This is a genomic window from Novosphingobium sp. SL115 (assembly GCF_026672515.1).
In the GTDB taxonomy this organism is placed as follows: Bacteria; Pseudomonadota; Alphaproteobacteria; order Sphingomonadales; family Sphingomonadaceae; genus Novosphingobium.
Genome location: NZ_JAPPRG010000002.1, coordinates 2,187,201 through 2,202,129, shown reverse-complemented (window position 1 = coordinate 2,202,129; position 14,929 = coordinate 2,187,201). Strand labels below are relative to the sequence as shown.

Sequence of the window (14,929 nt, the reverse complement as noted above, 5' to 3'; positions counted from 1 at the left end):
CAGAAACTCCAGCGGGCCTCAGCCCGGTATCACAGTCGCCACGGCTTGCGCCGCTATGCCTTCGCCCCGGCCAGTCGTGCCAAGGCGTTCGGTGGTCGTCGCCTTCACCGATACGGCGCTCAAGTCAACCTTCAGAATCCGGGCCAGTGCTTCACGCATCGCCAGCTTATGCGGCCCGATCTTCGGCGCTTCGCAGATGATTGTCACATCCACGTTGCAGATGCGATAGCCCGCCTCGTGCACAAGCTCGGCCGCGTGGGCCAGAAACCGATCGGAAGATGCACCTTTCCACTGCGGATCAGAAGGCGGGAAATGATCGCCGATATCACCCGCCGCAATCGCTCCCAGCAGAGCATCGACCAGCGCGTGAATCGGCACGTCCGCATCCGAATGGCCTGACAGACCTTTGCCATGGGGAATCTGCACCCCGCACAGCCAAAGCTCCTCGCCTTCGACAAGCCGGTGAACGTCAAATCCCATTCCTGTGCGCGGAAATCCGTCCATGTCGTGTTCCTCAAGATCGGCAGCAAAGGTCACCTTGCGCAATGCCTCGTCACCGTGGGTCAGCGCCACCTTGTGACCCGCCGCGACCGCCACTTGTGCATCGTCACCGGCATTCGGTTCGCCTTGCCAGCCGCGATGCGCTGCCAGGATGGCCTTGTAATCAAATGCCTGCGGTGTCTGCACACGATACAACTCTTCGCGTGCAACTGTTCCCGCCATCACTCCGCCATCGCCGCGCACCATGCTGTCCACCACTGGCAGAACCGGGATAGCCGCCATGTGTTTTTCAAGCGCAGCCAGCAGCCCGTCAATCACCTGTCGCGCCAGCACAGGCCGGGCTGCATCGTGGATCAGAACTTTGGCAGGTGCCGCATCCTCCAGCGTTTCCAGCGCTTTGCGCACGGATTCCTGCCGAGTCACGCCGCCATGGACAAAGCGGACACCGGCAATGCCGTTCAGCGCGCGCGCCGCCACATCATCCCATCCTTCGGGAACTGCCACCGCGATAGGCGTAACACCAGCATCGGCTAGCGCTTCAACGCAATGGCGCATCAAGGGTTTGCCCCGCCACAGCACGAACTGCTTGGGCACATCGCCACCAGTCCGCAAACCTTTGCCGGCGGCAACCACCACCGCCGCTACGGCGCCATTCATCGGGGGAGGGGCACTATCCATTCCGCGCGCCTCTACCAGCGCTTGCCTGCTGGGAGCAACCGTCTTGCCGTTTTGTCCGGAATCGATTAAGCGCTGCCTGTTTTTTAGGCAGTCATACGATTATGTCCCAAGTTCCCGTCCCGCCGCAGCTAAAACCCATTCAGGTCGGCACCGTCGCGGTCGATTGTCCGGTCGTGCTCGCGCCGATGACGGGGGTGTCGGACCTGCCGTTCCGCACCATCGTCCGCCGCTTCGGTTCGGGTCTGAACGTGACCGAAATGATCGCCAGCCCTGCCGCGATCCGCGAAACCCGACAGTCGATCCAGAAAGCGGCATGGCATGCCACCGAAGAACCGGTGTCGATGCAGCTTGTCGGGTGCGAACCGGATCAGATGGCTGAAGCTGCAAAGCTGTCGGAAGACAAGGGCGCGGCCATTATCGACATCAACATGGGCTGTCCGGTGCGCAAGGTCGTCAATGGCGATGCTGGATCCGCGCTGATGCGTGACATTCCGCTCGCCACGCGATTGATCGAAGCGACGGTCAAGGCGGTGAACGTGCCAGTCACCGTCAAGATGCGGATGGGCTGGTGCCATGACAGCCTGAACGCGCCCGAGCTTGCGCGCATTGCCGAAGATCTGGGCGCAAAAATGATTACCGTCCACGGCCGCACCCGGAACCAGTTGTATAAAGGCACCGCCGACTGGGCCTTTGTGCGCAGTGTCAAGCAGGCAGTATCGATCCCGGTGATCGTCAATGGCGACATCTGCACCATTGAAGACGTGGCCAGTGCAGTTGAACAAAGTGGTGCCGACGGCGTAATGATCGGGCGCGGTTCCTACGGGCGTCCCTGGCTGCTGGGGCAAGTCATGCATTGGCTCGACACCGGCCAGCGTCTGGCAGACCCGACGCTGGCCGAACAATATGCGATCATTATCGAACACTACCACGCCATGCAGGACCATTATGGCGAGGTGACCGGCGTGAATATGGCGCGCAAGCATCTGGGCTGGTACACCAAGGGCCTGCACGGCTCGGCCGATTTTCGCAACAAGGTCAACTTCATTGATGATCCCAAGGCGGTTCTCGCCAGCCTTACTGATTTCTACGGCCGCGCCATCGAACACCAGCTTGCCACAGCAGAAGCCGTGGCAGGCCAACAAGAGGCGGCATGATCGCGCTTCCCGAATGGCGGCGGCAAGACACGGGCAAGCCCGATCCCAAGCGCGTCGTGGCCAGCCTGCCGCTGGCCCTGCTGCAGCTTGATCCCGATCTTGTCGTGGCCGCGGTCAACCCTGCCGCCGAACAGCTTCTGGGGCAGGGCGCACGCCGGATCATCGGCAAATCCATTGCCGAACTGTTCGATTTTGACGAACCGCTGATTCTTGGCCGTCTGGCTGAAGGTGAAGCGCATCTGTTTGCGCGCGGGGTACGTGTGCATATCAGAGGGCAGGCTCCGCGCCGCTTTGACATCATGACCAGCGCGGTCACCCATTGCCCCGGTTGGCAATTGCTGATGCTGCACGAAGGCGTGGGCGTCGAAGCGCTGTCAGGCGATGGCAGCGGTGGCGGTGGCGGTGAGGGCGTGGCCTTGCGCGCGCCCGAAGTGCTTGCCCATGAAATCAAGAACCCGCTAGCGGGCATTCGCGGCGCGGCGCAATTGCTTGGCCGTAAGCTGAATGAACGTGACCGCGCGCTGACCGGCCTTATCACTGCCGAGGTGGATCGCATTGCCAAGCTGATCGATCAGATGCAGTCGCTTTCTCGCCGCAGCGCCGAACCTTCGCAGGATTGCAATCTGCACGAGGCCGCCCGTCGCGCTCAGGCCGTGCTGGCGGCGGCCACGCCCGGCACTTTTGCAATCGAAGAAGAATTCGATCCATCGCTGCCGCCAATCATGGCCAACCCGGATTCGCTGGTGCAGGTGCTGCTCAATCTGCTCAGCAATGCGCGCGAAGCCTGTCAAGGGGCGCCGCTGCCACGCATCGCGGTCCGCACCCGCTTTGCCAGCGGTATCCAGCTTCACGCCGGGCCGGGCGGAAAGCCACTGCGCCTGCCCATCGAACTGCGCGTGTCCGATAATGGTCCCGGCATCGATCCGGCGCTGCGCGACCACATTTTCGAACCTTTCGTCACCGGCAAGAAAAGCGGGCAGGGGCTTGGCCTTGCCCTGGTGCAGAAATTGGTGCGCGAGATGAATGGCCGCATCACCCACGATCGTGACGAGCTTGGCGGATGGACCCATTTCCGTATCCATCTGCCCGTTGCAGGATCGGTGCCCAAATGACCAAGCGTGTCCTGCTGGTCGAGGATGACTCCTCGATCGCCATCGTCATCACCGCCGCGCTCGAAGCCGAAGGCTATGACGTGGATCGCTGTGATTCCGTTGCCGGGCGCGACCGTTTCCTGTCGCGCGCGGACTATCATATCCTCCTGACAGACGTGATGCTGACCGACGGTGACGGTATCGAAACGCTGAACCGCGTGCGGGAAGCCCAACCGCATTTGCCGATCATCATCCTGTCGGCGCAGAACACGCTCGATACAGCCGTGCGTGCCAGCGATACCGGCGCGTTCGAATACTTCCCCAAACCGTTCGATCTTGAAGAACTGGTTCGCACCGTCACGCAGGCCATCGGCAGCGCTGAAGCGGCCAGCATCGATGCCCCGCAGGACGTGCCGCAGGGGTTGCCGCTGGTCGGACGCAGCGCGGCGATGCAGGCCGTCTATCGCATGATTACGCGCGTCTTGCGCAACGATCTGACGGTACTGATTCTGGGTGAATCTGGCACTGGCAAGGAATTGGTAGCCGAAGCGATCCACCAGTTGGGCAATCGTCGCGCAGGCCCGTTCATTGCGGTCAACACTGCCGCAATCCCCGCAGAACTGATCGAAAGCGAACTGTTCGGCCATGAAAAGGGCGCGTTTACAGGTGCGGTTGCCCGCACCATGGGCAAGTTCGAACAGGCCAGCGGCGGCACTCTTTTCCTTGATGAAATCGGCGACATGCCGATGCAGGCACAGACCCGACTGCTAAGGGCGCTACAATCGGGTCGCATCCGCCGCGTTGGCGGGCGTGAAGAGATCACGCTCGATTGCCGCATCGTCGCGGCCACAAATCGCGATCTCCTGCCGATGATCGCGGCAGGCACGTTCCGCGAAGACCTCTATTACCGCCTGGCTGTGGTGCCCATCGAACTGCCACCCTTGCGCGAAAGGGCCGACGACATCGAGGCGCTGTCACGCCATTTTCTGGCAAATGCCGTGTCTGAAGGCCTGCCGCGCCGCCAGTTGACACCGGCCGCCGCCAGCCTGCTTTCGCGCCAGCCATGGCGCGGCAATGTGCGCGAATTGCGCAATTTCATCTATCGTCTGGCGCTGCTGGCTCGTGATGAAATGGTTGACGTGGCTGCGGTTGAACCGCTGCTGGCACAAGCCGATGGCGCGCAACCAATGCGGATGGACGATACTCCATCGCGCAATCCTGCCGATCTGTCTGACGCGGTAGAGCATTGGTTGGCCGTGCATGAACCAATGCAGGGGCAAGTGTACGACATGGCGCTTGCCGCTTTTGAACGCCCATTGTTTCTCAACGTTCTGGGTCAGACCAGTGGCAACCAGCTACGCGCTGCCCAGATTCTCGGAATCAACCGCAACACCTTGCGCAAACGCTTGAGTGACCTTGGCATTTCCGCCGAAGATTACACTTCCAAAGATTGAGGGGCGTTGACAGCGCAATCGGCTGACTCTTGGCTGTTTTGCCCGCTCTTTACCCCTTGCATTCTTGCAACAGGGGTGTTGTAACCGCGCAACGATGGATCAGCAAGGCACCTCCAGAGTTCGCAAAATGCCCCGATGGTGGCGGCGGGTTCTTGTCAGCATGCGCCGGGCCAATCTGTTCCTTCTGCTGGAAATTGCCGCCGCCGCTGTGCTCGCGTTGATGGTCGCAACAAGCTGGCTTACGCTTACTGCATCTTCGGGCGAAGGGCAGATACTCCCGTCACGCCTTACATCCAGCCTGCTGGTTGGCACGCTCGTCCCTGCCATGACGCTGCTGGTCCTTGGTGGACGCCGCCTAGCCATACGTCGTGCTTCGCGCAGCGTGCTGGGTTCCAGCGGCCGCCTTCATGTCCGCCTGGTGTGGCTGTTCTCGCTCATCGCGGCCATTCCCACGCTGCTGGTCGTGGTCTTCGCCTCGATCCTGTTTCAGTCCGGCGTGGAATTCTGGTTTTCCGACAATTCTCGCGGCATGCTTGAAAATGCGAACAAGCTTGCGCGCGGCTATTACGAAGACAAGTTGCGCGATGTGTCGAACCAGACCGTCGCCATGGCAGGCGATATTCGCGACTTTCTCGATCAGGCTAACATCGCCTCCATCGAATTTGCCGAAGGTTATTCGTTTCAGGTTCTCAGCCGCCAACTTAACGAATCCGCCATTGTCGAACGTGGTCCCGACGGCACCTTGCGCACCGCCGCGATTGTCGACCCGGACAAGAACGACACGCGCGAACGGGTAACCATTCAGGACGTTACCCGGATCGAAAAGGGCGAAGGCGTAGTCGTCAAGGCTTCAGCCGAACGGATCGAGGCAATCACCCCGATTGATCGCAAGCGCGAAATCTATCTCTACACCGCCCGCAATTCCGACATGCTGGCGCTGGGCCAGTGGGAACGCGCGCAGACCGTTCTCAAGGCCTATGACATGTTGACTACGCGGGCGCGAGCGCTGCAATTGCGCTTCAACCTCGCGCTGTTCGGCGTCAGCCTTGCGCTGGTCGGGCTGGCGGTCTGGGCCGCGCTGCGCTTTGCTGACCGGCAGGTCGCCCCGCTGGCTGAACTCGTGTCAGCCGCTCGCACCATCGGCAGTGGCAACTTTGCCATGCGGGTTGCGCAAAACAGCGGCACGGATGAAATCGGCATGCTCGCCCGCGCGTTCAATCGCATGACCCAGCAACTGGAAGGGCAAACGCAGGCGCTCGTTTCTGCCAATGCCCAGCTTGAAGTGCGCCGCGCCTTCATCGAAGCCGTGCTGGAATCGATTACCGCCGGCATCATCTCCATCGGGCGCGACGGCGCAATCCAGCTCATCAATTCCTCTGCCCAGCGCTTCCTGCTGGCCGAAGGCGCGCCGTCCCCCATTAGCCGGCGTCTGGCCGATGTGTCGCCCGTGTTCGCCCAGCTTGTCGCATCGGGACAGCCCGGCAATGTCATCCAGCACCCGCTGGGGGGGGATTTGCGCACGCTTGCGGTGCGCGTGGTTGAAGACAACAACGGCCATGTCATCACATTTGAAGACATTACCCGCCAGCTGCTCGATCAGCGCCGCGCCGCATGGTCTGACGTCGCGCGCCGTATCGCGCACGAAATCAAGAATCCGCTGACACCAATCCAGCTTGCCACCGAGCGTTTGCGCCGACGTTATGGCCGCCAGATTGAAAACGATCCTGAGCTGTTCGAAGAACTGACCAGTACGATCATTCGGCAGGTTGGTGAACTGCGCAAGATGGTGGATGAATTCTCCTCATTCGCGCGTCTGCCAAAACCCGTGTTCCGTGGCGAAGACGCAAGCGATCTCGTCCGTCAGTCGCTGTTCCTTCAGGAAGTGGCGCACACTGCCATCGATTTCAGCTTTGCCAGCGATGCGCCTTCCATGCCGCTGCAATGTGACCGCCACCAGTTCGGCCAATGCATGACAAATGTTCTAAAAAATGCTGTTGAAGCTATTGATGCAAAATCAAAAAATTCTGATGTGGATTATCGCGGTCGTATCGCCATAACGCTTTCCGGTGATACCGACACGGTGATGGTCAGCGTTGCAGACAACGGCATCGGTTTGCCGGCAGAGCGTGAACGCATTCTCGAACCCTATATGACCACGCGCGAAAAGGGCACCGGCCTTGGCCTCGCCATCGTTCACAAGATTGTCGAAGAGCATGGCGGTGATATGGCCTTCACTTCCGAACCTGATGGCGGAACCCGCGTAACCATGCGGTTTGCCCGCGATCCTCTCGCCACTTCAGCTTCCACCCCTTACGCTTCCGAACAGGACTGACAGGACCAAGACCATGGCACTCGACATCCTCATCGTCGATGACGAACGCGACATCCGCGAATTGGTCGCCGGTGTACTCAGCGACGAAGGCTACGGCTGTCGTCTTGCGGCTGACAGCACCTCAGCGCTTGCCGCCATTGATGAGCGGCGGCCCAGCCTGGTCCTGCTCGATGTATGGTTGCACGGCAGTCCCATGGACGGGCTGGAAGTGTTGGACGAAATCAAGAAGCGTGAACCCGAACTGCCGGTCATCATCTTCTCCGGCCACGGCAATATCGACACGGCAGTTTCCGCGATCAGCCGTGGCGCGATGGACTTCCTTGAAAAGCCGTTTGAAGCCGAACGCCTGCTCCTGCTGGTCGAACGCGCAACGGAAACCGAACGTCTGCGCCGCGAAAATGCCCAGCTCCGTCAGGGCTTTTCGATGGCGGAGGAATTCACCGGTAACAGCTCAGCCATCAATCAGGTCCGCGCCACGTTGAAGCGGGTGGCCAACACCGGCAGCCGCCTGCTGATCTCCGGCCCGGCCGGATCGGGCAAGGAAGTTGCCGCGCGCCTGCTCCATTCGTGGAGCCCGCGCGCGCAAAGCCCGTTCATTACCGTCAATTCCGCTCGCATCACGCCCGAACGCTTCGAACAGGAACTGTTCGGTGAGGAAATCGACGGCAAGTTGGTGCGCGCAGGCCTGCTGGAAATGGCCGACGGCGGCACCCTGTTCCTTGATGAAGTGTCCGATATGCCCGCTTCAAGCCAGGCCCGCATTCTGCGCGTTCTGACCGAGCAGGCCTTTGTTCGTGTTGGCGGGCACCGCCAGTTGCGCGTCGATGTGCGGGTTGTTTCGTCCTCGTCACGTGCGCTGGAAAAGGAAATCGCCGAACGTCGCTTCCGCGAAGACCTCTATTACCGCCTCAATGTCGTGCCCGTTTCCATTCCCTCGCTGATCGAACGGCGGGATGATATTCCTGCGCTGGTCGATCATTTCTTCGCCCGCTACGCCAACGAACAGGGCGTATCTCCGCCCGTCGTTTCGCCAGAAGCAATGGCCGCGATGCAAAGCTATGACTGGCCGGGTAATGTTCGCCAATTGCGCAATGTGGTTGAACGCACCGTAATCCTCGCCCCGCGTGATCGTCTGGCCCGGATTGATTCGGACATGCTGCCGTCCGAAATCGTCAGCACCCACATCGGAGGTGATTCGGGTGGTTCGGCCCTCATGGGCGTGCCGCTTCGCGAAGCCCGTGAAAGCTTCGAACGCGAATATCTCAAGGTTCAGATCCGCCGGTTTTCGGGCAATATTTCCAAAACGGCCAGCTTCATTGGCATGGAACGCTCGGCCTTGCACCGTAAGCTGAAGCTGCTTGGCATGGTCGATCGTCGTGACGATGAGGATGAAGATTGAGCTTGTGAATACGCATTAAAACGGAACATTGTGCAATTTCGCAGGTTTACGCCGCGCTGCACAAGACATAAACTAGACACCGAACCCGGCCAGAATGGCAGATGCTTTTGGCATTTGCCGCGAAGGCCAGATCGCGAAGGCCCGTTAAGGGGCCAAGCCAATATAAAATGGAGTCACGTAAATGACCGGCAGAACGCTTTCCGCACGCCCCAAGGCCAAGCCTGAACCGGCGCCAGAGGCGGAAACGCCCCCTGTAGCTCCTGTCACCGGGCCAACCGGCGGGAAGGGCCAGAACCTTCAGGATCTGTTCCTTAACCATCTGCGAAAGAACAAGATTCCTGTAACGATGTTCCTTGTGAAGGGCGTCAAGCTTCAGGGCATTGTCACGTGGTTCGACAATTTCTCGATCCTGCTGCGCCGCGATGGCCAGTCACAACTGGTTTACAAGCACGCGATCTCGACCATCATGCCGGGTCAGCAACTTTCGGTCGCTCACTTCCAGACTGGGGGTGAGGAAAACGGCAAGAAGGCTCGTCTTTTGCAGGAAGTATTCCTGTCGTCGGTGCGTGATTCGGGCGTGCAGGTCACCATGTTCCTGGTCAATGGTGTCATGCTGCAGGGCAAGGTCGCATCGTATGACCTTTTCTGCATGCTGCTTGAACGTGAAGGCTACGTCCAGCTCGCTTACAAGCATGCCGTTTCTACAATTCAGCCTGCCGGCCATGTTGATCTTACCGGCGACTGGGATGGCGAGGATTCCTGAGCACTTTTGAATTTGGCAACAACACCGGCGAAGTTGCCGGTGAAGTCACCCGTGGCGCGCGCGCCGTCGTCATCCTCCCCGACATCAAACAGCGGGGAGGGGGCTTCGGTGTCGATGCTGATTCGCGCCTTGAAGAAGGGCAGGGTCTTGCCCGCGCCATCGGGATCGAGGTGGTCGACGCCTTCATCCTGCCCATCCGCGCAGTCCGGCCCGCAACCTTGTTCGGTGAAGGACAAGTGGAACGCATCGGCGTGGCCTGCAATCAGTCCGATGCCGAACTGGTCATCGTCGATGGCGCGCTGTCAGCTATCCAGCAGCGCAACCTGGAAGACCGGCTGAAACGCAAAGTCATCGACCGCACCGGGCTGATCCTTGAAATCTTTGGCGAACGTGCCGCCACGGCAGAGGGCCGCCTTCAGGTCGAACTCGCCCATCTTGATTATCAGGCCGGACGCCTCGTCCGCTCATGGACCCACCTTGAACGTCAGCGCGGTGGCTTCGGTTTCCTTGGCGGCCCCGGTGAAACCCAGATCGAGGCGGATCGCCGCCTGATCCGCAATCGTATGGCCCGCCTGCGCCGTGCACTCGAACAAGTCCGCCGCACACGCGGGCTTCATCGCGAACGCCGCCAGCGCGCGCCATGGCCAGTCATCGCGCTGGTCGGCTATACCAACGCGGGAAAATCCACACTTTTCAACCGCCTTACCGGGGCGGATGTCATGGCCGAAGACCTGCTCTTTGCCACCCTCGATCCCACCATGCGCGCGATCCGCTTGCCTGGCGTGGAAAAGGCAATCTTGTCCGATACGGTGGGCTTCATCTCCGACCTGCCCACGCAGCTTGTCGCAGCCTTCCGTGCCACACTCGAAGAAGTCACTGCCGCTGACGTCATCGTCCACGTCCGCGATGTCGCCAATCCCGCCACTGCCGATCAAAAGATCGAGGTTGAGGAAATCCTCGCCGACCTTGGCGTGATGGGGGAAGGGGGCACATCCATCCCGATTGTCGAGGCATGGAACAAATGGGATCTACTCAGCGAAGAAGATCAGGCCATCCGCCGTGATCTGATCGCCGCCAAAGTGTCCGAAACGCCAGTCGTGCCGCTATCAGCCATCACAGGTGAGGGAGTTGATGCCCTGCTGGACAAGCTGGGCACCATGCTCACCGGTGGCGCGCAGACGCTTGAACTCACCGTGCCCCTGTCAGACGGACAACGGCTCGCATGGCTTCATGCTCATGGTGAAATTCTGGAGGAAAACCAGATTAATAGTGACGCAAGTGAACCTTCCATGCGCATAAAGGTGCGCCTGACCCCACGCGAACTAGGGCGCTTCACCAGTCTCTGATTGATGGGTCTCTAGCCGCTTTACAGCCTGCCACAACTCTTCCTGCTGATCGAGGTTGAGCGTGGCAAACTTACCTTGCGCCAGCGCCTCCATACCACGAAAGCGGCGCTCGAACTTGGCGTTGGCCGCCCGCAATGCATCTTCGGGCGCAACACCATTCTTGCGCACCACATTGACCGCTGCAAACAACAAATCGCCCGCTTCTGCAACGCGCTCCTCATCTGAAGAAGCCTCGGCAAGCTCCTGAATTTCTTCTATAACCTTTGCAACCGCACCGCCCACATCAGGCCAATCGAAACCCTGGCGCGTCGCGCGCTTCTGCAGCTTTTCCGCACGCATAAGCGCCGGCAGGGCCAGTGCCACACCGGCCATCGCGCTGTCCGCACCCTTGGCTGCACGCTCCGCCGCCTTGGCGCTTTCCCAACGGTCTTCGCGCGATTGCCCGGCGTCCACCTCATCACCGAACACATGCGGATGGCGCGCTTCCATCTTGTCGGCAATTGCAGCGGCTATATCGTCAAACCCGAACAGTCCAAGCTCTTCGGCCATTCGCGCATGGAACACCACCTGCAACAGCAGATCGCCCAATTCTTCCTTCAGCGCCGCCATGTCGCCGCGCGCGATCGCGTCATCCACTTCGTAGGCTTCTTCGACGGTATAGGGCGCAATTGTCGCAAACGTCTGCGCACAATCCCATTCGCAACCGCTCACCGGATCACGCAGCCGCGCCATGATGCTCAAAAGCCGCGCGAGGTTTCGCTCACTGCCGTAACTTCCGTCAGAAATCATTTTTCCAGAAGCCATTTCTATCGTGTCCATCACATCAACTGGCGCGTTCCAAAGGAGGGCTCAAATGGCTCCCTCAGCACCTGTGTTTAAGTTTGATAATAAGTATTATGTAAATTACGCATCAATGTAAGGCAGCCGTTCACCACCCAAGCACCGAGAAAATCAGTGCGCCTGCCACGAACAAAAACGTCCACAGCGCGGCCATGCGCATGCCTTCGGAAAGTCCGATCCGTGCCCCGCGCAAATTCGCCACCGCCAGAACCAGCGCCATCACGATGCCGGTGATCCTGACGATCTCTTCGCTCAAAGCGTAATCTCCATGCCGTCAAAGGCCGGCTGAACATGCTCCGGCGTTTCCGCGCACAGTGTCCGATAATCCATCGATTTGTCGAGATGCGTCAACACGCCCCGATCGGCGCGCGTCGCTTCGATCAGCTCCAGCGCCATGCCAAGGTGCGCGTGCGTCGGATGTGGCTGACGGCGCAAACAGTCCACTACAAGCAGATCGACCCCATAGAACAGGTCGACCATTTCGCCGGTAATCTCACTGAAGTCTGTAGCGTAACCAATTGATTTTCCGCCCTGATCGAACCTATAAGCGGTTGATTGCGCTGGCCCGTGCGGCATTTGGCAATGGTTCACGCCAATACCGCAAATCATCCGCACCCGGTCGAGATTGTCCAGTTCGCATATCGTGTGATAGCCGTGCTGGCCTGCAAAGACATAGCCAAAACGCTGGCGCAACCGTCGCACTGTTTCGGACGCGGCATAGCCCGGTATTGGCCCGCCACGGCCATAACGCAACGGGCGCAAGTCATCGATGCCATGGCAATGGTCAGCGTGGTCATGGGTCCAGAACACCCCGTCCACCCGGTCGATTTCGCAGGCGAGAAACTGCTGGCGCAAGTCGGTTGGCGTATCCACCAGCAACCGGCTGCCATCGTCACCTTCGATCACAATGGCCACGCGCGTACGCCGGTTGCGCGGTTCGTTGGGATCGCAATCACCCCAGTCGTTGCCGATACGCGGCACCCCGGTCGATGTGCCAGCACCCAGAACGGTCAGCTTCACAGTGTGGCCTTGGTGAACAGCTTGAAGAAGTTTGCGCCCGTCACGTCTGCCAGCGCTTCTTTGGTCGTGCCGCGTAGCCCAGCAACAAAGGCGCAGGTGTCAGCGACGAAAGCCGGCTCGCAAGTCTTGCCCCGGTGCGGGACCGGCGCCAGAAACGGTGCATCTGTTTCCACCAGAATGCGTCCTTCAGGAAGATCGGCAGCTACGGCTTGCAAGTCCTTTGCATTCTTAAATGTCACGATACCGGAAATTGAAATCGTCAGACCCAGATCCAACATTTTGCGGCCAAAGTCAGCAGACGCGGTAAAGCAATGGATCAACGCCGGGAACGCCCCCTTCCCCATCTCGTCTGCAATAATCTGTGCGGTGTCGTCTTCCGCATCACGGGTGTGAATTATCAGCGGCAAGCCAGTTTCGCGCGCCACGCGGATATGCACGCGAAAGAGATCGCGCTGCACCTGTCGGTCGGAATGATCGTAGTAGTAATCCAGCCCGGTTTCGCCGATGCCGATCACACGCGGATGCGTGGTCGCTTTCAGCAGCACAGCTTCGCCCAGGTCGGCATGGGCGTCGGCTTCGTGCGGGTGAATGCCCACACTGGCCCAGACATCGCTTTCACGTTCCGCCGTGCCGACGATATCGGCCCATTCGCTTTGCCGCGTCGAAATGTTCAGGAACCCACGCACACCGGTTCCCCGCGCTCGGCCCAGCACAGCGGCTTGGTCCTCTACCAGTCCCTTGTAGTTGAGATGGCAGTGGGAATCGATCAACATCATGCCGTCACTGCCTCGTCAGGCATTTCAAGCCGGGGAAAAGCAGGAGTCGGAGCGCAAAGCTTTTCCCCCGTCGCCACCCGGCTCGTGAACCAGTCGGCATCGGTCAGCGCGGCAAAGCTGCGATCGTCAAGCGGAATGCCCAACTGGTCCAGCACCTTGGCAGCAGCATGGGGAACCACTGGCGCAATCGCGATGGTCAGGTCACGGATCGCCATGAACAGCGTCAGCAGCACCGCCTTCATCCGTTCAGGATCGGTCTTGCGCAGCGCCCACGGTGCCTGTTCATCGACATAGGCATTGCAGGCAAACACGGCCTTCATCCACGCATCGATGCCGGCAGAAAAATTCAGCGCGCGGAATTCACGCGGCAACTCCTCACGGCAGGCATTGAATACAGTAGCCAGCAGCAAGTCATCGGCCTCATCGCTCGAAAACTTCTCCAATTCACCATCCATGTTTTTGAAAATCATGGAAAGGGTGCGCTGAACCAGATTGCCATAGCTGTTAGCCAGTTCGGCATTGCAGCGTGTCACGATGGCCTCTGGCGAATAGGAGCCATCCTGCCCGAACGCCACTTCACGCATCAAGAAATAGCGTAGTGGGTCGACGCCGAAGCGTTCTGCTAGGCCCAGCGGATCGGTGACATTGCCCAGCGACTTCGATTCCTTCTGCCCGCGATTGAGCAGGAAGCCATGGCCGAACACCTGCTTTGGCAGGTCCAGCTTGGCGCTCATCAGGAAAGCGGGCCAGTAGACCGTGTGGAACCGCACGATGTCTTTGCCAATCAGATGGAGGTTCGCAGGCCAATACCTTGCCACATCGCCATTTTCTTCCGGGAAGCCAAGGCCCGTCAGATAGTTCGTCAGCGCATCCACCCAGACATACATCACATGCCCGTCGCTGCCCGGAACCTTGACACCCCAATCAAAGCTGGTGCGCGAAACCGACAGGTCGCGCAGGCCACCTTCGACAAAGCGCATCACTTCGTTGCGGCGGCTATCTGGCTGAATGAACTCAGGGTTCTCGTTATAAAGCGCCAGAAGCGGTTCGGCATATTTGGACAGGCGGAAGAACCAGCTTTCCTCGACCGTCCATTCTACGGGCGTCCCTTGCGGCGACAGCTTTTCACCGCCCTCACCCGCCACCAGTTCGCTTTCATCATAGAACGCTTCGTCACGGACCGAATACCAGCCTTCATAACGATCGAGATAAAGATCGCCATTGGCTTCCATCCGGCGCCACAGCTCTTGCACGGATGCGTGATGGCGTTCTTCAGTGGTGCGAATGAACACATCATAGGAGATGTTCAATTCATCACACATCTTTATGAAATGCGATGACATTTCATCTGAAAGTTCGCGCGGGGTCACACCCAGCTCCCGCGCCTTCTGCGCCATTTTCAATCCATGTTCGTCAGTCCCGGTCTGGAACCTCACGTCGCGGCCCATCGCGCGCTGGAAGCGGGCGATCACATCAGCTGCAATCGCTTCATAAGCGTGGCCGATGTGCGGTTTACCGTTGGGATAGGAAATGGCGGTGGTGATATAAAAGGGTTCGCCCATCGGGCCTGTCGCT

13 protein-coding genes are annotated in these 14,929 nt (G+C 59.6%); 7 read left to right on the top strand and 6 right to left on the bottom strand.

The features are described from left to right. Positions 1-18: 18 nt before the first annotated feature. Entirely contained in the window at positions 19-1,179 is a 1,161-nt protein-coding gene (locus OVA07_RS12120; RefSeq protein WP_268171677.1) for a bifunctional 2-C-methyl-D-erythritol 4-phosphate cytidylyltransferase/2-C-methyl-D-erythritol 2,4-cyclodiphosphate synthase, read from the bottom strand. Positions 1,180-1,280: 101 nt separating this feature from the next. On the opposite strand from OVA07_RS12120, the gene dusB reads away from it, so the two are divergent. The 7 genes from dusB (at position 1,281) to hflX (ending at position 10,718) form a co-directional block, all read left to right on the top strand. After that, positions 1,281-2,333: a tRNA dihydrouridine synthase DusB gene (gene dusB, locus OVA07_RS12115; protein WP_268171676.1), complete on the top strand. Its 1,053-nt coding sequence runs from the start codon at positions 1,281-1,283 to the stop codon at positions 2,331-2,333. Next, complete coding sequence (locus tag OVA07_RS12110) at positions 2,330-3,445, top strand: two-component system sensor histidine kinase NtrB (RefSeq protein WP_268171675.1); 1,116 nt, start codon at positions 2,330-2,332, stop codon at positions 3,443-3,445. The genes dusB and OVA07_RS12110 overlap by 4 nt, the downstream gene beginning before the upstream one ends. Next, positions 3,442-4,878, top strand: coding sequence for a sigma-54-dependent transcriptional regulator (locus OVA07_RS12105; protein WP_268171674.1), 1,437 nt, complete (start codon positions 3,442-3,444; stop codon positions 4,876-4,878). Before OVA07_RS12110 ends, OVA07_RS12105 begins: the two co-directional genes overlap by 4 nt. A 160-nt stretch (positions 4,879-5,038) precedes the next feature. After that, on the top strand, positions 5,039-7,210 hold the full coding sequence (locus tag OVA07_RS12100; RefSeq protein ID WP_442789649.1) for a sensor histidine kinase: 2,172 nt from the start codon (positions 5,039-5,041) through the stop codon (positions 7,208-7,210). A 13-nt stretch (positions 7,211-7,223) separates the two neighbouring features. Beyond that, positions 7,224-8,609: a nitrogen assimilation response regulator NtrX gene (gene ntrX / locus OVA07_RS12095; RefSeq protein WP_268171671.1), complete on the top strand. Its 1,386-nt coding sequence runs from the start codon at positions 7,224-7,226 to the stop codon at positions 8,607-8,609. A 181-nt stretch (positions 8,610-8,790) separates the two neighbouring features. Next, the gene (hfq, locus tag OVA07_RS12090) at positions 8,791-9,372 is read left to right on the top strand and encodes an RNA chaperone Hfq (protein WP_268171670.1); all 582 of its coding nucleotides are present in this window, start codon (positions 8,791-8,793) and stop codon (positions 9,370-9,372) included. After that, complete coding sequence (gene hflX, locus OVA07_RS12085) at positions 9,369-10,718, top strand: GTPase HflX (RefSeq protein WP_268172700.1); 1,350 nt, start codon at positions 9,369-9,371, stop codon at positions 10,716-10,718. Before hfq ends, hflX begins: the two co-directional genes overlap by 4 nt. On the opposite strand, the gene mazG is transcribed toward hflX, so the two are convergent. The 5 genes from mazG to metG all read right to left on the bottom strand — a co-directional run bounded on the left by mazG (position 10,695) and on the right by metG (position 14,916). Further along, complete coding sequence (mazG, locus tag OVA07_RS12080; protein WP_268171669.1) at positions 10,695-11,507, bottom strand: nucleoside triphosphate pyrophosphohydrolase; 813 nt, start codon at positions 11,505-11,507, stop codon at positions 10,695-10,697. The genes hflX and mazG overlap by 24 nt on opposite strands. 139 nt (positions 11,508-11,646) lie before the next feature. After that, a complete protein-coding gene (locus OVA07_RS12075; protein ID WP_268171668.1) occupies positions 11,647-11,814 on the bottom strand; it encodes a hypothetical protein in 168 nt (55 codons plus the stop codon). After that, a complete protein-coding gene (locus tag OVA07_RS12070) occupies positions 11,811-12,578 on the bottom strand; it encodes an MBL fold metallo-hydrolase (RefSeq protein ID WP_268171667.1) in 768 nt (255 codons plus the stop codon). Before OVA07_RS12070 ends, OVA07_RS12075 begins: the two co-directional genes overlap by 4 nt. Continuing rightward, entirely contained in the window at positions 12,575-13,351 is a 777-nt protein-coding gene (locus tag OVA07_RS12065) for a TatD family hydrolase (RefSeq protein WP_268172699.1), read from the bottom strand. The genes OVA07_RS12070 and OVA07_RS12065 overlap by 4 nt, the downstream gene beginning before the upstream one ends. Next, on the bottom strand, positions 13,351-14,916 hold the full coding sequence (metG, locus tag OVA07_RS12060) for a methionine--tRNA ligase (protein WP_268171666.1): 1,566 nt from the start codon (positions 14,914-14,916) through the stop codon (positions 13,351-13,353). Before metG ends, OVA07_RS12065 begins: the two co-directional genes overlap by 1 nt. Positions 14,917-14,929: the final 13 nt, after the last annotated feature.